The following is a 23562-nucleotide window of genomic DNA, read 5'->3' as shown; positions in this document are numbered from 1 at the left end:
GCGCACTTTTTTTATTTTAAAAAACTAAAACACTTTTGAATTTAAGCCATAAAAAGCCATCATTAAATTACTAAAGTAAATCTTTTTACAATGCTATTTTTAAAATTAGATTTTTATGATTTTAATTTATGAACTAGTAAGGATTTTTAAAATTAACTTATAAATTAAATTAATTTAGAAAAAACATTAATAAAGATGATCAAAAAAGTTGCTTTAAAAATAAAAAAAATTAATTTTGCTTTTTTCCATATAAAATTAAATAGCAGATATTTTTTTAAAAAAATGTTTCGTGAAAGGGAAAATGTCGAAAAAAAACAAAAGAATTTCCGGTCAACCTAAAGCAGATTTTGAATTAATATTAAAAAAATGAGACAAATTAAGAAAGTTAATTTGAGTTAGTTCAATAGTATTTTTTCTAGCTTTTTTATTTCTTACAACTATCCTAGTTTTATCTGAAAAAGCAACTACATCAATTACTACAAAAAGGCTCTATACACTAGTTCCAACTCTTTTAATTCCGCTTATTATTCTTCATATTGGAAGGTTTTTTAAATTCCAAAATTTAAAAGTTTTTAATAAATTAGCTATTAAAAAAATTGCTCTTCAAAATGAACATAACAAAAATACAACTCATAAAACTTCAGAATACAACTTAGCTCTTAATCATATTCGTGATGGATCTAAAAAATCTGATCTATGATTTTGACTTTCACTTATTCCTTTAGTAGGAATGGTAACAGTATTCTTTTTTCATAAAAAAGCAGATTTAGTTTATAACTACGCTAGAACAATTTAATAAACATTTTAAAAACAAACTTCTTAAAAAAATGCTTTAAGCAAAGGGATTTAATAAACTAGGACAAAAAAAGTGACTATTTAAAAAACACTTAGAACATCTCAGCTTTGTTGAGGTGTTTTTCATTCTAAGATTGATTGTAATCTTTCATTATTGTATCAGTCAATATAATTTTGAATAATTTCTTGCAATTCTTTGAATGATAATTTTGAAATTTTTAGATCATTTAAGCACTCACTTTTGATATTTGAAAAGAAATATTCTGCTTCTCGATTATCAAGTGAATTTGCGATTCTACTCATTGAAATTATCCCATTGTTTTCTTTAATAATTTCACTATACTGATTTGATGAATATTGACTTCCATGATCTGAGTGAATTATTCACTCTTTATCAAATTTGATTTTAGAAATATGATCTAAAACTAACTTAACATCATTTCTTTTACTTAGATTTCAATTAATTATTTTCTTGCTTTGATGATGAATTGCAATCGATAAATAAACATGATTGTTAATTGCATCTTTGGGGCTTGGAATATAAGTTACATCAGTGGCAACTATGTTGTTAAATTTGCCATTGTAGTCTCTTTGAATTAGATTTTGATATTTAGTATTAAGATTTTTAATTTCATTTTTTCTTTTTGCTCTTCTAATTTTGCAAAAAAGATTTAATTTAAGCAAAATTCTACCTATTTTTCGATAGTTTATATACCTTTTATATTTATTTTGAATATAAATTTCTAATCTTTTTCTACCAAATATACCTTTGTTTTCATGAAATGATTTTCTAATAATTTCTTCAATTTCTTGATCTTTTTTCGGCTCTGCAAGTTTAGGTTTTTTTCAAGAATAATATGTTGATTTTGAAAAGAGAAATTCTTTTCATGAAATTTTAGTTAATATTTTTTCTTTATCTTTATGTTCTTTAATTTTTTTTCGAATTTCTTTTTCACTAATGTCATCAAAAATTATTCTATAAATTTTAACAATCTCTTCTAATTCTTCTCTTGTATATTCATTAACTTCTTTTCTTTTTGGTGGTCTACCGTTATTTTTTTTGTTAGCTGTAGATTTGCCAGTTTGTGAAATTAAAGATTGTTCATCTTTTTGAAAAGCAGAATATTTTTTGAAAAATCAAGATTTTACATATGTATTTTTTCAATCTTTACCAATATTTTTGTTTACTAAAAATATATATTTTTTTATATTAATTTTTCCATCATAAAATTCTTCATATAATGAAAATCATTTCTTTCATTGTTCTGGTTTTAGTTGTTTCATAAACACTCCTATTTAAAGTATATTTTAAAAAGTGTTTTTTATTTTTTTGTCCCAGTTTATAAGGAGTTTATTTTTTTTATTTTTTTGCTTTAAAAAATTCCTTAAGGTTGTGCTATTTTTTTAACTTAAAAACCTTAGCTTTTATTCAATATTTCAATTGATTTTTTCTTTATTAATTTGCTCAAGTATTTTGTTTATTTTTAAAAAAATTTGTGAGCCAAAAAAGGAAATATTTGCACTAAAAGGTGATGGATGAGATGACTCTAAAATAAAGTGATTTTTGAAGTTAATATCTTTTTTAAGATCTTGGGCTTTTTTGCCTCATAAAACAAAAATAATATTTTCAAAATTTTTACTTATGTAATCAATTACATTAAAAGTAAAAATTTCTCATCCTCTATTATAGTGAGATGATGAAAGGCCTTTTTCAACACTTAAAACTCTATTTAAAAGTAAAATACCTTGGCTAGCTCAAGAGGTTAAATTACCACTTTTTAAAACAACATTTGGATAGTTATTTTTTAATTCAATAAAAATATTTTTTAGTGATTTAGGCAAGAGAAAATCTAAAGTTGAAAAAGCTAAGCCATGGGCTTGATTTTCATTGATATATGGATCCTGGCCAATAATTACAACTTTTAAATTATTAAAATCAACTAAATCAAAAGCTTTAAAAATATCTTCTTTTTTTGGAAAGATGATTTTGTTTTTATATTCATTTTCTAAAAAAGGTCAAAGCTCATCTTTAAAATATTTTTGAGCTTTTTCTTTTTCAAAAAAAGACTTTCACCTTTGCTCTTTATTCATAGTCCTCTATTAAATCAAAATCAAAGGTTTTTTCATGTTTTGCATATATCAAATAAGCTCCTCCATTATTTTGAATTTCATAGTAATAATCTTGCTCATCAAGGATTTGTTCAAGAGTTTGTTTTAAAACACCATATCCTCTTCCAGTAATAACCAAAACTTTTTGATCATCAGAGTTTTCAAGATCAAAAAGTAAATTAATAATTTTACCAAGAGCATCTTGCTGATCAAGGCCATGTAAATCAACAACTTTTAAAAAATCATCATCTAAAGACATATTCATCCTTTGGTTATTAAATAAGTTTAATTATAGTTACTTTAGTAATGTTAATATAATATTAACTTATGAAAATTAATGATGATGATTTGCTTGTTTTTACAACAGATACTCTCATAGGTCTTGGCGGAAAAGTCAGCGATGTTATTTTAGAAAAAATTTATGAAATTAAAAAAAGACCTATTGATAAAAAAATGATTATATTAGTTGGCTCTTTAGCTCAAGCTCAAAGTTTTAGTCAATGAAATTTAAAAGCTAATAAACAAGCTCAAAAATATTGACCAGGAGCTACTACTTTAATAGTTAATGACCAAGGCTTTAGAATGCCTAAAAACAAAGCTCTATGTAAGTTTTTAATTGAACAAGGGCCCCTTTATACAACAAGTGCAAATCTTTCTGGTTTTGAAAATATTAAAACTTTGGATGAGGCTAAAAAAATTTTTCCTCAAATAAAGCACTTTATTGATTTTGGAAAAGGCTCAGGTATTCCAAGTCAAATAATTGACATAGATAAAAATATTAAAATTCGTTAAAGATTCAAAACTTGTATAAAATAAATTTATGAAAAAAATAGCAATAGCAAGTGATCATGCAGGATATTCATTAAAAGAATCAATTAAAAAACATTATAAAGATCAAAATTATGAAGTTATTGATCTAGGAACCAATAGTGAAGAATCAACTTCTTATTCAGAATATGGACATAAATTAGCTGAGTATATGCAAAACAAAGACAATAAAGTCGATTTTGGTATTGGCATTTGTGGAACGGGGTTAGGAATAAGTTATGCCCTAAATAGACACGAGGGCATCATTGCAGCAAGGGTAACAAGCGAAGAGGATGCTTATTTGGCAAAAGCTCATAACAATGCAAATGTCTTGGCTCTTGGATCAAGACAAATCAGCCTTGAAAAAGCTGTTAAAATCATTGATAAATATCAACAAAGTAGCTTTGAAGGTGGACGGCACATTCCAAGAATTGAAGGAATTGAAATTAAAGATTGCTTTAAAAAAACCAAATGTAGCTAATTTTGTTTTTTTAGGTTAAAATAGTGTATCTTATAGATATGCTATTTTCTTTTAATTTTTAAAAGCAAAAATAGATAAAAAATTAAAATAAATCAACCTTGGCCAAAAGGCCCATAGTCCACAAGGAGGAAAATTGAATAAATATGAAATTGTGATTATGCTTGATCCAGCTGAAAACATTGAAAAAGCACAATCATTATTAAAAAGCACTTTTAAAAGCGGAGTTGAAAAATTTGAAAAACTTGAATTTACTAAACTTGCTTATGAAATAAATAAATCTAAAGTTGCTCAATATGTACTTGCTATTGTTAATTCACAAGGTAAAGAAGAAATTAATGAATTTGTTAGAAAAGCTAATATTACAAAAACTTTTTGAAGACATATGATCATTAATTTAACAAGTGAAAAAGGAATTAATAAACCAGCTAAACCTAAAAAAACTTTTAAAAAGCCTTTTGTAGCTAGAAAATTCTCAAGAGATGATGAGTCAAAAACTCATTCAACAGAAGAGCCAAGAAGAGCCAATACAAAATCTACTTACAAAAAAAGCACTTCATTTTCTCAAGATAATAAAAACAAAAAATAGGTATTTAAGATGAATAGAATATGTATAGTAGGAAGAATAACTAGAGATCCATATAATAACATCACTAATTCAGGGATTTCTTATTCAAGATTTACAATAGCAGTTGATAGAAGAAACTTCTCTTCACAAAGAAGTGAAAACATCACTGATTATATTCCTGTTGTTGCTTGAAGAGGTCTAAGTGAATTTATTAAAAAAAATGTATTCAAAGGAACACTAGTTTCAGTTGAAGGAAGCCTTCAATCTTATATTCGTAGTGAAGATAAAAACACAAGTTATGAAGTTAACATTGAAAACTTTAGTATTTTAGAATCAAGACAAATTATTGAAGAAAGAAAAAGTAAAATCCAAGGCAATCACTCAATGAATTCTTCATTTTTAGAAAATAACATAAACTACAATGCATTAAAAGAATACAAAAATCATAATACCAATAATATTCAAAATCAAAATTCTTATAGCAATGAAAAAAGTCAATCACAAACTTCATTTTTAGATGATGAACAAACTAGTGAATCTAATGAAAAATGAGATCTAGAAAGTGATTGAGATTAGAAAAGGATAAACAATGAATCATAATAAAGATAAATTGAAGAAAAAAAACAAGAGAAAAAGAGTTTCATTTTTAGATGAGCAAGGAATTAACTACATCGATTATAAAGATGTTGAATTATTATCAAAGTTTATTAATTCACATGGAAAAATCTTACCTTCAAAAATTACTGATGTTTCAGCAAAAAGACAAAGAATGTTAACAAGAGCAATTAAAAGAGCTAGAAACATGGCACTTTTACCATTTACTCAAGAAAGAGTAAGAACTCAAAAACCACTTATTGTAACTTCAAATAGCCCAAAAGAAAAAGAAGCTAAACCAAGCGCTCAATAAGTTTTAAAATCCTACTAAGTGTAGGATTTTTTATTAGCTTAAGCACTTTAGTTTTTTGTTATAATTTTTTACAACAATTTTATTTTTACATTTTGTAAAAAGTAGAAAGCTCAAATGTTAAAAATTTCTAATTTTTTACTTAAAATTAAATCTTATTTTTTTATTAATAACAATAGCTTCATTGTTTTTTTAAAAGAGTTTTTTTCTAAAAAAACAAACATAATTTTTTCATTGTTATTTTTGTTTTTACTTTTATTTTTAACATTTTCTTATTTTCTAGTTGATCCTAATATTAATGAGCCAATATCCAAAAATTTCATTTTTTCTAAAAATTTACCTCCTAGCTTTTTACCTATAATTCAAAGACAAATTATCCCTGGAGATGAAAGCTTGTTTTTGACAAAAATAAAAGAGCAAAATCCTGATTTTTATTTAACTTTTAGTCAAATTAAAAATCAATCAAACCAAGTAGTAAGTGATTATGTTAGTGTAAGTTATGATGCCTATGGTCTTTTAAAAATTTTAGATGGCTTTGATAAAAAAGTTTTATTAGGAACAAATCAACTTGGACAAAACAATTATTCTAGATTAATCATTTCTATTTTTGAAGTTTTTATTCTTGCTATATTTGTTAATTTTTTTCAAATCATAATAAGTATTTTTATAGGCTCTTTTTTAGCTCTGTATTTTAAAAAAACTTTTTCAAAAATAAGCCTTTCAATATATAAATTTTTTTTATCAATACCATTTTTATTAATTTCTATTTTGCTCTTTAGTTTCATTAGTTTTAACTTTTGAAGTGCTCTATTAATTTTTTCAATAATTAGCTCTTTTAGCTTTGTTTTTATTGCTTACAACAAAGCTAAAGAAATAATGCAAGAAGAATTTTTTATCTCTTCGATTGCCCTTGGTTATTCAAAACTTAACTTAATTACTAAAGTTTTATTTTGAAGAATTTTTTTTGATGCACTAGTGCTTTTATTTGACAATTTAATAATGATTTTTTTAACAATAACTACAATGGTATTTTTAAATGTTAATAACATCAACAATACCAACAACATAGGATCAGTTTTAAAAGATGCTCTTGAACTTGCAAAATTCAATCCTTTATACATTAGTGTTTATACAATCATTTTTTGCTCTCTTTTATTTTTGACCAAAATTGTTTTATTAAACATTCATAAAAGTCAAGTTAAAAAACAAGGAGTCTATAATGAATAAAAAAGGATTTTTGCTTTTCTCTCTATCGATGATTGCTTTGCCAATTTTAACTTTTTCTTGTTCTGCAAAAAATCATATAGATTCTAAAAACAAATACATATTTTATGAATATAAAAATCAAGCCAATACAACAAGTGATTTTAACTTTCATGCCACTAGTGTTGACAAATATATAGATAATGATGTAGAGTCACTAACAAGCTCTTTTTTGTTTAGATATAAATATTCAGAGTCTTTAGAATTTGATTATGTAAATTCAAGGGTATTAAAGCCTAGTAAAAAATGATTAATTATGAATCTTGCTAGTTCAATTGTTTTAACTATGGAAGATAATTCAACACTAACATATGACAATGATGAACATGAAATTATACCTAGTGCTAATTTAGGAAATGGCTATGATTCAAAAGTGATTTTGTTAACTTCAGAAAATCCTAGTTCTATTAATTCAAAAGACTTTAAAAATAATTTAAATAAAGCTAAAAAAATAGAGGTTTTTTTAAAGGAAAAAAACTACTTAAATAATGAAAATAAATTAAGCTCTTATTCATTAAAAGCTATGGATTTTTATTATTCACTTATGAGAGATAAATTAAGTGATTTGTCTATTCGTAAAGATATGAATATAAGCTTAAAAAATAACGAAATAAATAGAAAATGAAACTTAAAAAACAAGTTATCTTTATACAAAATAAATGATGAAGATCTTTTTGACAAAAATAATTATGACAATCAAAAAAACTCAATTACTTTTAACAAAAAAAACCAATGAGATTTTGCTGGTTTTTTTGAAAATGAACTAATTCAAAATTTAGTATTTTCTCCTGTTTCTTCTGATTTTATTAATGACACATTTGATGCCTTAAATTATGGACTTCAAAGCTATGGAAAAACTCTTAATGATAGCTTATTTTTAAGTGATTATGTTTTTATATCTAACACTATTGAAAAACAAATTTTTGATATTAATTCTGATTTAGATTTAGTAGATTATTTAAATAAACCTTTGAGAGTTGAAATAAATTACACCATTAGTCCTTTAAATCAAAAAGCATATGAAATTCAATCTTTTAATAGATTTAAAAATTCGCTTCTTTCAACTCTTGATGTTGATTCACTAAATCTTTCTGATGCAAATGATGTTATTAAAAATCAAAGATACAAAATTTCATATAACTCATTAAGAAATTCAAACAATAACATTAACAAAATTTTTTGAAAAATTATTCCTGAATCTACTTCCAATAACTTTAATGAAAATTTTAAAAAATTAATTTATGGTGATTTAAATTTAAATTATTTTTACAATGATTTATCTTTTGAATTTAGAAATAATCTAAGTAATTTAATTAATTATTTTGCTTTAAATTTTATTTCAAAAAATAAAACTTATTGGCATTCATATGCAAATGATAATATGCTTATTTTTGGTAAAAATAATCAAACAAATAATTACAATAAACTCTATGATGCTTATTATCATTTAAATTCATTTACAAGTTTTTTAAAAAAAGAAAGCATTAATGAAAACATAATAGATCAAAGAGAAAAATTTTATCTTTTTAAAGATGATCAAAACAATATTTTAAAATCTAAAAACTTTGAAAAAATTAAAAAGAACTTAAATCATCTTTTAGATAATTTTATTAATCAAAATAACATAAAAGGAAATTTTGAATGACAAATTCCTGTCTATGAAAAAGCTATAAATCAAGAAAAATATTTTGCATATAATCAAGTAATTCAACTAATTAAAAGTATTCATCCATCACTAAAGCCAGAGTTAAAACTTGTTAGCGATATTCACTCATTAAATGAGCTAAAAAGTAATTCAAATTCTTATACAAAATATATTGATATAAATTATTCAAAAAACAACTTATCAGAATTTTTTGCTAATTTAATTTTTAATGATGAAGTTTCTCTTTTGTATCCTATTATTTTTTTTGATAGCAAAAAATGACAAAATCAACAAAATTTAAATTTATTTACAAGATTTGAAAACTTTCAAAAATTCTTTAAAAATAGCATTAAAAAATATTTTGATTTTGATTTAGATTTTTTGAAAACTGAATCAAAGTTAAATAAAATATTTTCGAAATTTAAATCAAAGATTTCAAATTTTTCAAATGATGAAATTAACAAAAAAATTTATGAAATCATTGAAAATTATCAAAGAGAAAACATAAATTTTGATTTGATTAAACTAGTTAATGAAATAGACTTAATTTATACCAAACCAATTGATTTAAATAGTTTTACATCTATGGAATTTTTAAACTTAAAAATAGTTCAAGATAGATTTGATTTGCCATATAGAGAAGATGGAATTATTAACTATTTTGATATCTTTATTAAGTAAGAAAATTTATCAAAAATAAAATAGAAGAAAGGAAAAATATGAAATTTAAAAAGTTACTTTTTCCATTATCTTTTTCTTGAATGTTGATAATTTCATGTAGTCCAAAAACTCATCTTGATCTACCTGAAAATCAAATATTAATAAAAGAATCTATTTTGAATTTTGATGACGATATTGATACGGTTTTTAACTTTGAACAACTAGTGGAAATTTTTAATAAAACATCTTTTTTTGAAAACAAAAATTTGCAAGAAATAAAAAGTTATAAAACATTTTTAAAAGATGGAAAAATCCATATAAAAATAAGAGAAAAAGATTATGTTTTATCAAATATAAACAACATAGAAAAATACTATGTAAATACATCATTAAATGAAGTTTCAAATGATCCAAATAAAAATAGTTTAAGTAATTATGATTATTTTTATAGAAATGTAAAAAGAGATGAATTTGAAAATCAAAATTTTATAAATGATATTGAAAATGATTTTAAAACAAAAAATATCATTTCAAAAGCTTATCCAGATTTACATTGAATTTTAGGAACAATTCAAAAATTAACAACAAATGGAATTTTCCAAAAAATTTTGCCAAATCTTATTCCCACAAAGCAAATTAGATCAGAACAATGAGCCGAAGATGACTCAATAGAACAACATGAATATTGGCAATGATTAATAAAGCTTTATCTAAAATATTTTGACACATCAAAACTAAGTTCTTCAATTGAAGATGTTAAAATCAAAAACATAAAAGCTCTTGATAAAACAACCGTTAGTTTTAACATTGATCTTCTTGATAAAAATGGTAAATCTTTGATTTCAAAACAAAGCTTAGAAACTAAATTTTATTTAAATGATTTTAAGAGTCAATGGAAAATAAATGGTCTTAGTCATGTTGGTTTTGATTTCTATATCAATGATGAACAAAAACTTTTTAATGAGTATTTAAATAATCCTATTTTTTCTTTTAAGGAAAACAACTTTTTTAACTTTAATAACTTTGATGATTTTATTGTTTCAATCTCTGAATATGATCGTTTTACTTCAAAGGCTTTTAAATTTTTTCTCGAAAAATATTTTAATGATTTAGTTAAATTAGAAGTTCCAGATCACAAAAAAAATGAAGATTTCAAATATGAGATTTTAGATCTTCAAAATGGTGGAATAAAATACGATGATTTAATTTTTAAATCAAAACAAACTTTAAAGTTAAGTGTTAAAGTAACTAAGAAAAATGGTCAGACAAAAATATATCCATGATATTCACCTGATTTTAATTTACATCAACACATTTTTAAAGGTTATAAACCTAGTGATGACAAGTTAGATTTACTAACAACAAAAGTAGATGATTGAACTTGATCTAATGAAAGTTATTTTGATTTACAAAACCAAAAAGTACAACTTCCGTTAGGCTTGGATGCAAATAGCTTTTTTGAAAAAAATATCTTAAATTTACTAAATTTACAAGATATAAAATTAAAAGAAAGAATACTTCCATTTTTTAATAAAACTAAAAAAGAAATTGATGTAATTGAAATTGAAAAAAACCCAGAGATACTTGATTATTTAGAAACTTATTTAGCAAAAGATATTTTTTTGTTTTTGATAGGCAATAAAGAAAATAACTTTGAAAGTGGAATTGAAAAAGTTAAAATTTCTTATAGAGGATATGATGAAAATGAAAGTGGAATTATTTTAATTAATATTGATTTTTTAGATGCTAATGGTAATTCTCTTTTAAATAAAAAAAATAAATCAAAGATAATTAAATATGGAGGCTTCAAAGGTTTTGATTTTAAAAAATATAATGATCAGTATAATCAAAATATTTGGATTCAAAATTTTATTAAAAGAAACTCGAAGGATCCTGATGTTTTAGATTTTGTAAAAGATAATTTAAACAACTTGCCAAAAATTTTTAGTTGAGGTAATAATCATGAAAAAAAAGTTAATTAGTGTTTTTTGAATTTTGCTTTTAAGTATTTTCTTTGTTTCATGTTCACCAATGCAAAATGAATTAAAAGTTGTTTTTCCAAATTCTCTTAGAGGAGTTGTTGATTTTAATTCAATCAAAACACATAGAGTTTTGAATGTTCAATATCAAATTAAAGCCAATGAAGAACAAAGAAAAAAAATAATTGAACAAATTAAAGAAAAAAATCATCTTTTTAGTCAATCTCAAGCTAATTTGTTTGTGAAAAGAAATTTTATTATTTCAACTATTTTAAAAAATCCCCATGGAGATCATTTTCATCCAGTTAATCTTTTTAATATTTTTGATCCAAGTATTTATGGACCCTTTGCAATTCAGCTTGATCTTTTCGAGGATAATACATATTTTAAAATAAAAGAAAGTCAAGTTGAACTTCGCTTAAAGTTTGTCTCACTAAATAAAAACTCATCTTATTCATATAATTGAAGGGACTTTTTGGCAAAATAGAAATTAAATCACTTTTTAGGGTAAAATTTAAGTAAAATTAAAATTAATTTTAAAAATGTAGAAAGACAATGAATATTTATGATAATTAATAAAAAATTAAACAGGAAAAAGTTTTTACTTTTGACACTAGCAACTACATCAGTTTTTATGCCATTAGCGGCTGTTTCTTGTAATTTAATAACCGCTAGACCAAATCTAGGTGCTGGAACAAATGTTACATCTCCAAATGCTACAACACCTAGCGGTGAGCAAGGGAATTCTGCATCTTCTGTTGATAGTGGTTCAAATACTAATTCACAATCAACAAATACAGGACTATCTCAAGCATTACCAATAACTCCAATAACTCCAATAGCTCCTATAAGTCCACAAAACCAAAATGCAAACCCAAATCAAAACGCAAACCCAAACCAAAACACAAACCCAAATCAAAATACAAACTCAAACCAAAATCAAACAAATCAATCAACTCCAAATACAAATGGATCAAATACAAGTGGACCAAATCCAAATAATCCAAGTCCAATAAATCCACAAACTTTAAATACAACTAGTAGAAATTCTTTAGTAATTGAAAGAATTCAAGCTTTCAATAATCAAGTTAATCTTTTAAGAAGTCATTTACCAGTGCAATTTAGTGGATCAACAAATTATCCATGAGTCAATTCACTTGATAAAGTTTATGCAACTTTAGCAAACAAAAACTTAGATAACCAAAATAAAACTAACACAATTCGCTATGATTTAAAAACTCTTTATTCTAACTTAAAAACAAGCCTAAAAGAGTTCATAGATAATAATGCAAATAGCACAGATGTTAATTTGCCAAACATAAGAAGATTTTATAATGACTTTTTTGTAGTTAATGTAACTAGACAAACAAATCAAAACTTAGATTACTCTACAAGAGTTATTTCACTTTTAAATGAATTTGAAGAACTTAGCAAACAGTTCTTGCAAAATTTACGTGATGATGAAAAAACAGGAATAAATGCACTTAACCAAATTTCAAATTCATTAAATTCAAATACTCAAGTAGCAGATATTCAAATTCAAAATACATTACAAAAAGTTTTTAAATTCTATAATGCTAATTTATATGAAGACTCAAAAGATCATGATGACAAACATGATGATGACCATGATGACGATGACCACAGACATGATTTTAATGCAAACTTAAATCCAAATAGTCAAATTCACACTCACTCTCATGCCTTTTACAACATATTTGATGAGCTTTTAGATGCAATTAAAGATTTTGCTGATAAATTTGAATACAACAAGTATATGAGGGAATTTAACAAAGTTTTTGCCTCAACTACTGATGTAAAATATAATGCTATTAAAACAGCTAATAATCAATTTTTAGAATTGTTAAAAGTCTTAAAAATTGACAATGAAACTAACATTCAAAATAGAACCCTTGTCAAATATGACATTGACTTAGTTATAGATCAGTTTTTAGACAATACTGTTAAATTATCTTTTAAAAACATAAAAACAATTCTTGAAGATATAAGATATCTATACAATGGTAGATACAACCTTTTAGTTTAATAAAATTAATTAAAAAGTTATATTGTGATAGAATAAAAGTTATTGATATTTTATTGCTTTATCACAATAAAAACAATTTGTTATATTAAAATTAGGAGAAAAAATGGAACAATTCAAAGCAAAAATTATTGATCCAATTGGTTTGCATGCAAGACCTGCTTCATTACTTACAAAAGAAGCTTCTAAATACAAATCAAACATTAGCTTACTTTACAAAGACAGACAAGCAAATTTAAAGTCTATTATGAATATTATGGCTCTAGGTGTTAAAGAGGGAGCTGAAATTGAAGTTAAAGCTGATGGAGAAGATGAAAAAGAGGCAATCAACGCCATCAAAGCAGTTATGGTTGATAATAAAATTATCTAATTAAAACTAGGAAAAAGATTGCACAATGATGCAATCTTTTTTAAATAAATTTATATGGGAGAAAAAATATGGAACTAAAAGGAATTGGAGCATCAAGAGGAATTGCAATTGCTAAAGTTTTTAGAATTCTAGAAGATGAAATTGAAATTCCAAAAAACTCATTAGGTGTTGAAAAAGAAACAGAAAACTTTAAAAAAACTTGTGAAAAAATTTTAAATGAGCTTAAAGAAATTGAAAAAAAACTGTTAATTTCAAAACCAGAAGAGGCAGCTATTTTTCAAGCTCATCAAGATATTGCAAGTGATCCTGTTATGCAAGAGGAAATTATTGATCTTATCAAAAATAATAAAAGTGCAATGCAAGCTGTTGATGAGGTTTATCAAAGATATAGTGAGCTTTTTGAATCTATGGATGATGAATATATGAGAGAAAGAGCCTCTGATATTAAAGACATCAAAAAGAAAATGCTTTATTCACTAGCGGGTAAAGAAATTTTGGATCTTTCTAAAATTAACCAGGAAGTTATTATTGTAGCTCATGATTTAACTCCTTCACAAACAGTGCAATTAAACAAAAAATATGTTAAGGGATTTGCAACTAATATTGGAGGAGCAACTAGTCATAGTGCTATTATGGCAAGGTCTTTAAATATCCCTTCAGTTGTTGGTCTAAAAAACATTTTAGAAATGACCAAAGATGGTGACATTTTAGCAATTGATGGAATGGGTGAAAGTGTTGTTATTAACCCTGATCAAAAAACTCTAAAAATCTATGAAGAAAAACTTTTAAAGCACCAGGAGTTTTTAAAAATTTTACAAAATTTCAAAAACAAACCCTCTCTTACAAAAGATGGTCACAAAGTTGAAATTGCAGCTAATATTGGCTCACCAAAAGACATGGAAGATGTCATCGAAAATGACGCTGAAGCAGTTGGTCTTTTTAGAAGTGAATTTTTATATATGGATAATTCCAACTGACCTTCTGAAGAAGAGCAGTTTCAAGAATATGCAAAGACTATAAAAGCTTTCAAAGATAAAAATAAAAAAACCATAATTAGAACTTTAGACATAGGTGGAGATAAAACTCTAAATTACTTTGCTTTTCCAAAAGAGTTAAATCCATTTTTAGGATATCGAGCAATTCGTTTTACACTAGAGCATGAACAAATTTTTAAAGATCAAATTAGAGCCATAATTAGAGCTAGTTTCTTTGGAAAAGTAGGTGTGATGTTTCCAATGATTACCAACGTTGATGAATTTTTAAAAGCCAAAGAAATGTTTGAAAAAGAATATCAACTTTTAAAAGATGAAAAGCAAGAAATTGGAAAAAGAGAAGATATTGAACTAGGTTTAATGATTGAAACTCCAGCTGCTGCAGTGCTTAGTGATAAATTTTCAAAATATGCAGATTTTCTTTCAATTGGTACCAATGATTTAATTCAATATTCAATGGCAGCTGATAGGATGAATGAAAAAATTTCATATTTATATCAACCTTTAAATCCTTCAATTTTAAAGTTAATTAAACTAACAATTGATGGAGGGCACAAACACGGAAAATGAGTTGGTATGTGTGGAGAGATGGCAGGAAATCCTGAGGCTATTCCAGTTCTTTTAGGACTAGGTCTTGATGAATTTTCAATGTCAGCTTCAAATGTTTTACAATCAAGAGAGTTAATTTCTAGACTTTCATATCAACAAATGAAAGAGCTAGCTCAAAAAGCTCTAGAATGCGAAAGAGAACAAGAAGTTAAAGAGCTTTACAAAAATATCAAATAAAAAATAAAAAGGGGTCTTTATGATTAAAAAAATAGCAATTTTAACCTCAGGAGGAGACTCTCCTGGAATGAACAATGCCATCAGGGCAATTATTAAAACCGCAAGATTATATGACATTGAAACATATCTTGTTTATGAAGGTTTTTTAGGTTTATATAATGGGTGAATAAAACCCTCAGAAGGAATTGATGAAGATTCTTACATAAACAAGGGTGGAACATTTATCTTCTCAGCTAGATTTGTTGAATTTGCTCAAGAAAAATATCGTCAAGTAGCTAAAGAAAATCTTTTAAAATTAGGCATTGAAGCTCTTGTTGTAATTGGAGGAGATGGTTCATATAAAGGAGCTCAAAAACTTCATGAAATGGGCATTAAAACAATTGCTCTTCCAGGAACAATAGACAATGACATAACCTCAAGTGATTTTACAATTGGCTACGATACAGCTTTAAATACTATAGTTGAAGCTGTTGATAAAATTAGGGACACAGCCTCAAGTCATAAAAGATGTATTATGGTTGAAGTAATGGGCCATGGAGCAAGTGATTTAGCTCTTTATTCAGGAATGGCAACAGGAAGTGAAATCATTGTTTCAAATGACTATAAACTTAGCGTTGAAGAAATGGCTAAAATTGTTAAAAAACAATTTGAAAAACCTAATAAAAGAAGTGTGATTATAACAGTAAGTGAGTTTGTTTTTAAAGATCTTCAACAAGTTGCAAAGCAAATTGAAGAGCTTACAAACATAACAACTAAAGCTGTTGTTTTAGCTCACATCCAAAGAGGAGGATATCCCTCAGCTAGAGAAAGAATTAACGCTACTATTTTAGGAAAACATGCAGTGCTTCGTCTTAAACAAGGTCAATCAGGAATAGCTCTTGGTCTAATTAAAAATCAAGTAGCTGCTACTCCGATTTTAGAAGCTCTTGCTATGCCTCAAACTAGAAAAGATTTATTGGAAAGAAGAACCAAAAGTTACAACGATATAAATCAAGCTTAATAGCAAAATTAAAAAAAATTAAAGTGCAAAAAACAACTATAATTTAAGTTATGTACAATCAAGATTTTCAAATAATAAATACAACATTAAATGAGACATTATCTAGAATACAAACCAATCAAAAAATAGTTGTTTGCGATCCTTATTTTCCTATTCCCGTGGGAGCTAATATCCTAGATCTTTCCCTTATTGCTAATGTTCCTAGTTTTAAACAACTTATGTTTTTGATTATTGAAAATCTTCATATCAAAGCATTAGTTTTATCTAATGAAATTAAAGAACATAACTATGATTATTTAGCATATTTAATTTCTAGTAAACTTCCAATTTCTCTAAGTAATAACTTTGAAGAATTTAAATATCTTTCTAGCCAAAATGATGTTGTACTTTATGTTAGAGTTGGTGAATTAACTCCTTTTTCAAACACAATTGTTGTTGCTGGAAAAGCATAAAAAACTTTTGCTTTTTTCATGTTTAAATCAATTAATTTTTTACTATTTTAAAGTGCTTAAATTACAATGAAAAAAATTATTAAAAAACACTTAAACATCTCAGTTTTGTTGAGATGTTTTTATTGTTTTATCAATGAACATAATTTCAAAACATTTTAATCATTTAAGTACTTCTTTTTGATATTTAAAAGAACTATTTTTTTACTTGATTATCAACTTGATTATCAAGTAAATTTTTAACTTTACTCATTGAAATAATGTTAATAATTTTGCAATATTAAATTGACAAATATTGACTTTCATTATTTGTCAAATTTGGTTTTTAAAATATGGCAAAAATCAGATTAACTTTTTTTCTTTGACAGCTTCGTTTTTAGTTGTTTATAAACACTATGATTTAAATAAGATGTTTTTATTTATAGCTTTATTTTATTAGAAAAGTTTTTATATTTTTTAAGAGCCTTTTTATCATTTTTAAAAACATAAAAAATGTCAACTTTTACTTTGAAAAAAAGTTGACATTTTAAGTAAAAAAAATAGGAACTAACTATTTTTTTGGTCTTTGGCCATAGTAGGCATTTTTACCGTGTTTACGTAGATAGTGCTTGTCTTGAAGCTCTTGTTTTGCATGTAAAGCATTAGGATTAATAATAATTGTTTTGATTGCCATTTTAGCAATTTCCTCTAGAGTAAGGGCTAAATTAACTGCATCAATTGGATTTTTTGTTGATCAAACAAAAGGACCATGTTCTTTGACTAAAACTGCACTTGTAGCTTTAAAATCGCGATTGTTATTTTTAAAGTTTTCAATTATTACAAGCCCTGTGTTGTGTTCATATTCTCCATTAATTTCTTCAACACTTAAATCTCTAGTACAAGGAACTGATCCATAGAAATTATCTGCATGAGTGGTTCCATAGCAAGGAATATCTTTTCCGGCTTGAGCAAAAGCTACTGCATTAGGTGAATGAGTGTGTACTATTGCTTGAATTTGATAGCTTGCTTTATACAAAAGAGTGTGAGTTGGAGTATCTGAAGAAGGATTAAGCTCACTATCAATAACATTGTTGTCTAAATCAACAATAACCATGTCACTAGCCTTCATGGCTTCATATGAAAGCCCTGAAGGCTTGATTACCATAAAGCGGCGGTCTTTGGTAATTCCTGAGACATTTCCTCAAGTGTGAATGGCTAATTTATATTTGTGCAAAAGCATGTTTGCATCATAGACACTTTGCTTTAATTTTTCAATTTCATCTAAGTCATATTTTTTATTCACAACTACAAGCCTCTTTTCATTTTTTATTAAAAAAATCTAGTGAATCTTTTAATAGTTTTTTATTTTGCTCCATTGTTTCATTTGGTTGGTTTTTAGATCACATTTCTAATAAAAAAGGAACTTTTAAATTTGCTTTTTTAATAACTTTAAGCATTGATACAAAATCAACATTTCCCTCACCTCATCAAAGGTTTCTAAAAACTCCAGGAAGAGTTTCTTTAAAGTGAAAGGCTACTATTTTTTTTGCCCCAAGCATAATTTCATTTTCATATTCTTTAGTAAACTGAAATAAATTTCCTAGATCAGGGTAGATATTCAAAAATGGTGAGTCTATTTTATTAACATAATAAAGGGCTCTTGAAATAGTTGACATAAACAAAGTATCCATTGTTTCAAAAGCAAGCATAACTGAGTATTTTTGAGCAAGTAAAGTCGCATTTTTGATTCCTTCAATAAATCTTTTTTTACTTTGCTCATCACCTTGTTCATAATAAACATCATAGCCAGCTAGTTGAATAGTTCTTATTCCCAATTTTCTAGCTAGAACAATAGCTTTTAACATAATTTCATTGGCTCGTTTTACGTTTTGCTCATCTTTTGAACCAAAAGGAAAACGTCGATGAGCACTTAGAGTCATTGAGTTAAATGAAAAATCATGTTTTGTAAGAAGAGCGCGAATTTGGGCAATTGTTTTTTCATCTCAATCAAGCCGAGCAAGTTTTTCGTCACTTTCATCAACGCTAAATTCGATAAAATCAAATCCAGCTTCTTTTGCAATTATGATTTTTTCTTCAAAAGAAAATTTATTGTTAAGGGCCTTTTCGTAAATTCCTACAAGAGGCTTATTAAGGTCAGTATTTTCTAATTTCATCTTGAAAATCCTTTGCAGCTTGCTCTGGGTTTTTAGCATCTCTAATGCTTCTTCCTGCTATAAAAATATAGATTGGAAGGTCTTTAAAAAATTTAATGTCATCAACTTCAATTCCACCAGTAACAGTTACTTTAAAACCTAAATCAATTAGCTTTTTGATTGAATCAAGATCGTTTTTAGACCATTTAGCTCCAGCTGCTTGAGCATCTCGAGAGCGATGTCAAACAGCTTGTTTGATTCCTCTTTGAGCCCAAGACTTAGCTTGATCTCAACTAAAGTTGCTAGTTAGTTCGATTTGAACATCATTATTAGGATCATATTCTTTGGCAACTGCTAAAAGTTGGGCCATTGTCTCAACTTCAGCTGCACAAATAGCAGTTGTAAAATGAGCTCCTTGAGAAAAAAACATCTGTCCAAAAATCTTTCCAGCATCAGCTACTTTTCCATCAGCTACTATAATTTTGTCAGGAAAAGCTTTGACAATTTCTTTGATTGCTTTTTTTCCTTCAGAGGAAATTAAAATTGTTCCTACTTCAATAACATCTAAGTATTTACTAGCTTTTTTGGCATCTTCAATGGCACTTTCAATAGTTAAATTGTCCAAGGCAATTTGAAGCATTGGTCTTTTATTCATTTTTATTCCTTTTTTAAAAAATATATTTTGTAAAATCAATCTTTGAAATTAAATCTATAATTTCTTCTTTGTTTTGGGCATTCATGATTTTTTCAATATTTGCTGGATCTTCAAAGATAGCAACAATTCGCGGAAGAGCCTCTGAGGTATGAATTTCAGCTGAGGTTGCAGCTAGAGTAATTAAAATTCTAACAGGCCGAGAATCACCTTCAAAAAAGATTGGTTTTTTTAAAGTTACCAAAGAAAAGCAATTGTCAAAAACACCGCGATTCATTTGTGCATGAGGCATAGCTAAATTATCAGAGATAATATAGTAAGGACCATTTTTTAAAGTACTTTCAATAATGGCATTGTAGTAGTCTTTTGTAATTAATTTTTTTTCAATTAAGACTCTGCACCCTTCATATATAGCCTCTTGTCAAGAAGAAACTTCAACGTTTAAAGTAATTGAGTCATTTTTCTTTAGGTTTTCTAATAAATTAATTTTTGACATTAAGGATTCAAAGCCTTTCTTAGGGCATTTTCAATTTCATCTTCGCTCATTAAATTTACAACCCCAACAATTTTTGCTTTTTGATTAGTAGCAAATTCATTCATAAGATGAATTGAGCTAATAATAATATCAGCTTGAGAAGTCATCCCTTTTGCTTGTCCCATACTTAAAGCTTCAACTTTAGCATTTAAGCCAAGTTTTTTAGCAATTTTTTCTACTTTTAATTTGATGATCATGCTTGTGCCCATACCATTTCCACAAGCTGCAATAATTTTTAATTGTTGAGACATTTTAATTCATTTTAGTGTTTATTTTGCTTATTTAAATTTTAATTAACTATTTTGTTGTATTAATTCTGGATTAAGTTTTAGAAGTTTTTGGAAAAATGTTTTTTGACTTTGTCTTCCTGAGTCAACTATTTGACCAAAGAATAATAGTCCAAAAATAAAGCTTATTGCAAAGATGTATCCTGCATAAACGTTGTATCCACCTAGAATGTATAGAAGTCCATAAAATAGGTTTCAGTCAGCCATTCCGTTGTATCCTATTGAAACTGGGTTTATACCTTGAGTGTTTGTAGCTGCAAAGGCATTACTTAGAGCAGCTGTTCCAAAGGCAATAACAATAATTTCTAGAAAACCAACAATGGCAGGAACAATAATTGCTGCTTTATATCCTCCTGAGGCATTTGCAAAAACTCCTAGTGACCCTGAGTTGAAAAATAGAGTTATAAATAGTGGAATAGGAATAAAAATAGGTAATCCAGGTATTTGACTTAGTCCAATAACAAGACCTACTCCAATAAATTGAGCTATTGTTCCTGCTAAAAATCCGTAAGTAACTGAGTTTACTGAAAATCCATAAGTTGCAGCTACATCCACTGCTACAACTGAGTTAGGAATAATTTTTTCACTTACCCCTTGAAAGGCTTGTTGCAATTCAGTAACAAACATTCTAACACCAGTCATAAGTGCAACTAAACCAGCTACAATTTTTAGAGAACCAAAAACAATGTTAACTCCATAGTGAGCTTGTGAAAAAACATTTCACTGTTTAAAGTCAATGTTAATAACAGGATTTGCATTAGGAATACTTTGGAAAGTATTGTTTTTAACAACTGTTACTCCAGCTGCAGGTCCTGCAAAGACAATTACTAAAATTAAGATAATAAATAAAATAGAAATTAGTACTGTTTGAGTGAAAATGTTATCTTCAAAAATACTCAAGTATTTTGGAAGTTTTCTATTTTCAGCTGTTTCTTCTTCTTTACCAAAATATTTTCCAATTTTGTATGAAAGAGAAATAGCTAGCATTTGTTGGTGACCAACTGCAAAACCAGCGTTTTGAGTAACTTTGTCTGTTGCTTTAATGGTAGCAGTTGATCCTACTCCTCAGTAAGCTCCAAGAAGTAAAGAAGAGATTAAAACAACTCCAACTTGAGTTCCAACACTAACTCCTCCATTATTACTTAGAAGTGGCACATCTCTAAATAAAAGTGCATAAACAACAACAACGATAATTGCTGATTGTTGGTACATAATGTGACCTGTTACCATTAGTGAGTGAACATTAGTTCATCTTTTTAATAAGATCAAGATTATGTTGATTGCAAAAGCAATCATAAATACATATGAAACTCAAGTAACATAGTTATTTCCAACTACAAAATTTTGTAAAAAATTTTGTGAACTTGATAGTCCAAAGTAAGGATCAAGTGGAACAATTTGGGCACTTGATTTAGCACTTGATCCAGCTATTTGTGAAATAGCATTAAAAACTGGACGAGCCATAGATACTAGAACACCTGAACCAATATTTAAAAGTAAAACTCCAATAATAGTTTTTAATGATCCGACGATCGAGTCTCTTGCTCCTCTACCCAATATTAAATAACCGATTAAAGTCAAAAATCCAAGTAATAGAGCTGGTTGACCAAAAAAGTTATCTAGATAAACATTTTTTAGTAAGAAAAGTGATGCGGCGCCATAGGTGTCAGGTTTTTCTTTGGACATCCTAATACCCAAGGTAATGGCAATAATAATTAAGTTAATTAATACAAATATTCCAACACCAACTCAAAAACCTATTTTCTTGGATTTGTTAAGTTTTTGGGTCATTTTTCCTCCTTTTGAATAATTTAGTTTTTAATTTAAAAATTAAATTTTAAACAACTTTTAAAATTTCTTTTAGTTTTAAAACTCTAGGATTAACTTTTGATAAATCAAATTTTCCTGGTTTATCAAAAGTTAAAATTTCTCTAGGGTTATTAATCAAGATATCATCAATTGCATCTTGAGAAATACCAACCTCTTTCATTAAAGGGATAAATCTATCAAAAAGATAACCTAAACCAAAAGTTTGTTTACCTTTTTCAATTCCATAGTGTCTTTGATATAAAATTCTTCCAGCATCTAATGAAAGAGTGATATGTTTTTGATAACCCTTATCTACTAAGTGTTTAATATTTAAAGCTAGTGTAGAGTCTGTGTAGTATTTAACTCTATCTGGGCCGTCAAAACATAGAGTAACTCCTAGTTCTCTAATAATTTTTTCATAGTAGTAAGGATCAGGATTTTTATTTAAATGTGAAAGCTGAATTTTTCTTGGATTAACTCCAAAATCAATTAAATGTTGAGCAGCTTCATAGGCCATGGTTCCTAACTGGGTATGGACTAAAATTGGCGCTCCTGTTTCAATGCTTGAACGTGCTGCAATTTCAAGTGATTTTAATTCTAAACGATCAATTGCAGCATAACCAGTTGCTGATTTAATAATCCCTGCTTTAGCTTTTGATCTTTTAACAACAGGTCCACTATAATTATAAATGTCCATTCCTTCTTCAATTTCGGCTACAATCATTTTTGTAATTTCCTCAATTGGAGCAAGTGCTAATCATGAAGATCCTTTATCATAAAAAGCTGCTTTATGAAAACCAGTAGCCATTATGATGTTGGCTTTACCTTTAAGTTCATCAGCTATGTCTAACATTTTTATAACATCTCTACCCACATTAGGTGGATCCATTGTTACAACAGTTTTACCCCCTTTTTCAACAAATTCCTCCATTTCTAAAATTGCTGCTTTTGGTGAGAGCATAATAAAATCTGGATGTTCATGAGCTTCTGGACCATAGTTTTTAATTAAGTGATCATGACAATCAACAACCCCCAGTTGTTTCGGGTCGATGTCCCCTAATACTGTTCTTGCAAAATTTTTCAAAATTTACCTCCATAAAATTTGTATTTAAATCATTTTGTTAGTGAATTTTTGACACAAGTTTTCCACGCTTATCCCCTTAAAATTCACATAAAAATTATAGATCATTTTCAAAGTTGAAAATTTAATTCAAAGCCTCTAAAGCTTGTTTATGAATTGGATTTTCACCTTTTTGACAAGAAAAATTGCTCATTTAGTCCAAGTGATCTTTTTTTGT

General features: G+C 26.6%; 25 protein-coding genes. 15 read left to right on the top strand and 10 right to left on the bottom strand.

Features of this window, described 5'->3' with window-relative positions; translation table 4 throughout:
* The first annotated feature begins 301 nt into the window (after nucleotides 1-301).
* Complete coding sequence (locus EXC36_RS03060) at nucleotides 302-796, top strand: hypothetical protein (protein WP_041364178.1); 495 nt, start codon at nucleotides 302-304, stop codon at nucleotides 794-796.
* Nucleotides 797-876: 80 nt separating this feature from the next.
* On the opposite strand, the gene EXC36_RS03055 is transcribed toward EXC36_RS03060, so the two are convergent.
* From EXC36_RS03055 to EXC36_RS03045, 3 genes are all read right to left on the bottom strand, one after another.
* A complete protein-coding gene (locus EXC36_RS03055; protein WP_041363864.1) occupies nucleotides 877-2079 on the bottom strand; it encodes an IS3-like element IS1138B family transposase in 1203 nt (400 codons plus the stop codon).
* 141 nt (nucleotides 2080-2220) lie between these two features.
* Nucleotides 2221-2886, bottom strand: coding sequence for a uracil-DNA glycosylase (locus EXC36_RS03050; protein WP_010925416.1), 666 nt, complete (start codon nucleotides 2884-2886; stop codon nucleotides 2221-2223).
* Nucleotides 2879-3163, bottom strand: coding sequence for a Smr/MutS family protein (locus EXC36_RS03045; RefSeq protein WP_050780381.1), 285 nt, complete (start codon nucleotides 3161-3163; stop codon nucleotides 2879-2881). Before EXC36_RS03045 ends, EXC36_RS03050 begins: the two co-directional genes overlap by 8 nt.
* A gap of 68 nt (nucleotides 3164-3231) precedes the next feature.
* Between EXC36_RS03045 and EXC36_RS03040 the strand changes: the two genes are divergently transcribed.
* The 14 genes from EXC36_RS03040 to EXC36_RS02975 all read left to right on the top strand — a co-directional run bounded on the left by EXC36_RS03040 (nucleotide 3232) and on the right by EXC36_RS02975 (nucleotide 16852).
* Complete coding sequence (locus EXC36_RS03040; protein WP_010925414.1) at nucleotides 3232-3696, top strand: L-threonylcarbamoyladenylate synthase; 465 nt, start codon at nucleotides 3232-3234, stop codon at nucleotides 3694-3696.
* A 28-nt stretch (nucleotides 3697-3724) separates the two neighbouring features.
* Complete coding sequence (gene rpiB, locus EXC36_RS03035; protein ID WP_010925413.1) at nucleotides 3725-4192, top strand: ribose 5-phosphate isomerase B; 468 nt, start codon at nucleotides 3725-3727, stop codon at nucleotides 4190-4192.
* Nucleotides 4193-4325: 133 nt separating this feature from the next.
* Nucleotides 4326-4778 (top strand): 30S ribosomal protein S6, encoded by a 453-nt coding sequence (rpsF, locus tag EXC36_RS03030; protein WP_129690377.1) that lies wholly within the window; start codon nucleotides 4326-4328, stop codon nucleotides 4776-4778.
* Nucleotides 4779-4787: 9 nt separating this feature from the next.
* The gene (locus EXC36_RS03025; RefSeq protein WP_010925411.1) at nucleotides 4788-5333 is read left to right on the top strand and encodes a single-stranded DNA-binding protein; all 546 of its coding nucleotides are present in this window, start codon (nucleotides 4788-4790) and stop codon (nucleotides 5331-5333) included.
* Between the two features lie 13 nt (nucleotides 5334-5346).
* Nucleotides 5347-5664, top strand: coding sequence for a 30S ribosomal protein S18 (rpsR, locus tag EXC36_RS03020; RefSeq protein WP_010925410.1), 318 nt, complete (start codon nucleotides 5347-5349; stop codon nucleotides 5662-5664).
* A 114-nt stretch (nucleotides 5665-5778) separates the two neighbouring features.
* Complete coding sequence (locus EXC36_RS03015) at nucleotides 5779-6888, top strand: ABC transporter permease subunit (RefSeq protein WP_010925409.1); 1110 nt, start codon at nucleotides 5779-5781, stop codon at nucleotides 6886-6888.
* On the top strand, nucleotides 6881-9250 hold the full coding sequence (locus EXC36_RS03010; RefSeq protein ID WP_129690375.1) for an OppA family ABC transporter substrate-binding lipoprotein: 2370 nt from the start codon (nucleotides 6881-6883) through the stop codon (nucleotides 9248-9250). Before EXC36_RS03015 ends, EXC36_RS03010 begins: the two co-directional genes overlap by 8 nt.
* A gap of 38 nt (nucleotides 9251-9288) precedes the next feature.
* Entirely contained in the window at nucleotides 9289-11211 is a 1923-nt protein-coding gene (locus EXC36_RS03005) for an MAG3240 family lipoprotein (protein ID WP_010925407.1), read from the top strand.
* Complete coding sequence (locus EXC36_RS03000; protein WP_010925406.1) at nucleotides 11192-11695, top strand: hypothetical protein; 504 nt, start codon at nucleotides 11192-11194, stop codon at nucleotides 11693-11695. Before EXC36_RS03005 ends, EXC36_RS03000 begins: the two co-directional genes overlap by 20 nt.
* Before the next feature lie 78 nt (nucleotides 11696-11773).
* Nucleotides 11774-13255 (top strand): hypothetical protein, encoded by a 1482-nt coding sequence (locus EXC36_RS02995; protein WP_010925405.1) that lies wholly within the window; start codon nucleotides 11774-11776, stop codon nucleotides 13253-13255.
* Nucleotides 13256-13358: 103 nt separating this feature from the next.
* On the top strand, nucleotides 13359-13622 hold the full coding sequence (locus EXC36_RS02990; protein WP_010925404.1) for an HPr family phosphocarrier protein: 264 nt from the start codon (nucleotides 13359-13361) through the stop codon (nucleotides 13620-13622).
* 68 nt (nucleotides 13623-13690) lie between these two features.
* Nucleotides 13691-15400 carry a phosphoenolpyruvate--protein phosphotransferase gene (ptsP, locus tag EXC36_RS02985; protein ID WP_010925403.1) on the top strand — a complete coding sequence of 570 codons (1710 nt, stop codon included), beginning with the start codon at nucleotides 13691-13693 and terminating at the stop codon, nucleotides 15398-15400.
* Nucleotides 15401-15419: 19 nt separating this feature from the next.
* The gene (gene pfkA, locus EXC36_RS02980; protein ID WP_010925402.1) at nucleotides 15420-16400 is read left to right on the top strand and encodes a 6-phosphofructokinase; all 981 of its coding nucleotides are present in this window, start codon (nucleotides 15420-15422) and stop codon (nucleotides 16398-16400) included.
* Nucleotides 16401-16450: 50 nt separating this feature from the next.
* The gene (locus tag EXC36_RS02975; protein ID WP_010925401.1) at nucleotides 16451-16852 is read left to right on the top strand and encodes an RbsD/FucU domain-containing protein; all 402 of its coding nucleotides are present in this window, start codon (nucleotides 16451-16453) and stop codon (nucleotides 16850-16852) included.
* A 547-nt stretch (nucleotides 16853-17399) separates the two neighbouring features.
* Here EXC36_RS02975 and EXC36_RS02970 read toward each other — a convergent pair.
* The 7 genes from EXC36_RS02970 to EXC36_RS02940 are packed head-to-tail and all read right to left on the bottom strand — an operon-like array spanning nucleotide 17400 to nucleotide 23348.
* Nucleotides 17400-18131: an L-ribulose-5-phosphate 4-epimerase gene (locus EXC36_RS02970; protein WP_010925400.1), complete on the bottom strand. Its 732-nt coding sequence runs from the start codon at nucleotides 18129-18131 to the stop codon at nucleotides 17400-17402.
* Nucleotides 18124-19002, bottom strand: a complete 879-nt coding sequence (locus EXC36_RS02965; protein ID WP_165152522.1) for an L-ribulose-5-phosphate 3-epimerase — start codon at nucleotides 19000-19002, stop codon at nucleotides 18124-18126. The genes EXC36_RS02970 and EXC36_RS02965 overlap by 8 nt, the downstream gene beginning before the upstream one ends.
* Nucleotides 18977-19636 carry a 3-keto-L-gulonate-6-phosphate decarboxylase UlaD gene (locus EXC36_RS02960; RefSeq protein ID WP_010925398.1) on the bottom strand — a complete coding sequence of 220 codons (660 nt, stop codon included), beginning with the start codon at nucleotides 19634-19636 and terminating at the stop codon, nucleotides 18977-18979. Before EXC36_RS02960 ends, EXC36_RS02965 begins: the two co-directional genes overlap by 26 nt.
* 13 nt (nucleotides 19637-19649) lie before the next feature.
* Nucleotides 19650-20129 carry a PTS sugar transporter subunit IIA gene (locus EXC36_RS02955; protein WP_129690371.1) on the bottom strand — a complete coding sequence of 160 codons (480 nt, stop codon included), beginning with the start codon at nucleotides 20127-20129 and terminating at the stop codon, nucleotides 19650-19652.
* Nucleotides 20129-20419 (bottom strand): PTS sugar transporter subunit IIB, encoded by a 291-nt coding sequence (locus EXC36_RS02950; protein WP_010925396.1) that lies wholly within the window; start codon nucleotides 20417-20419, stop codon nucleotides 20129-20131. Before EXC36_RS02950 ends, EXC36_RS02955 begins: the two co-directional genes overlap by 1 nt.
* 42 nt (nucleotides 20420-20461) lie before the next feature.
* The gene (locus EXC36_RS02945) at nucleotides 20462-22246 is read right to left on the bottom strand and encodes a PTS ascorbate transporter subunit IIC (RefSeq protein ID WP_010925395.1); all 1785 of its coding nucleotides are present in this window, start codon (nucleotides 22244-22246) and stop codon (nucleotides 20462-20464) included.
* A gap of 46 nt (nucleotides 22247-22292) precedes the next feature.
* Nucleotides 22293-23348, bottom strand: a complete 1056-nt coding sequence (locus EXC36_RS02940) for a phospho-furanose lactonase (protein ID WP_010925394.1) — start codon at nucleotides 23346-23348, stop codon at nucleotides 22293-22295.
* Between the last annotated feature and the right edge of the window lie 214 nt (nucleotides 23349-23562).

It is taken from the genome of Mycoplasmopsis pulmonis (assembly GCF_900660575.1).
GTDB classification, from domain to species: domain Bacteria; phylum Bacillota_I; class Bacilli_A; order Mycoplasmatales; family Metamycoplasmataceae; genus Mycoplasmopsis_B; species Mycoplasmopsis_B pulmonis.
Note: the sequence above shows the minus strand (reverse complement) of the source record. Positions and strands in the feature narration are given on the sequence as shown.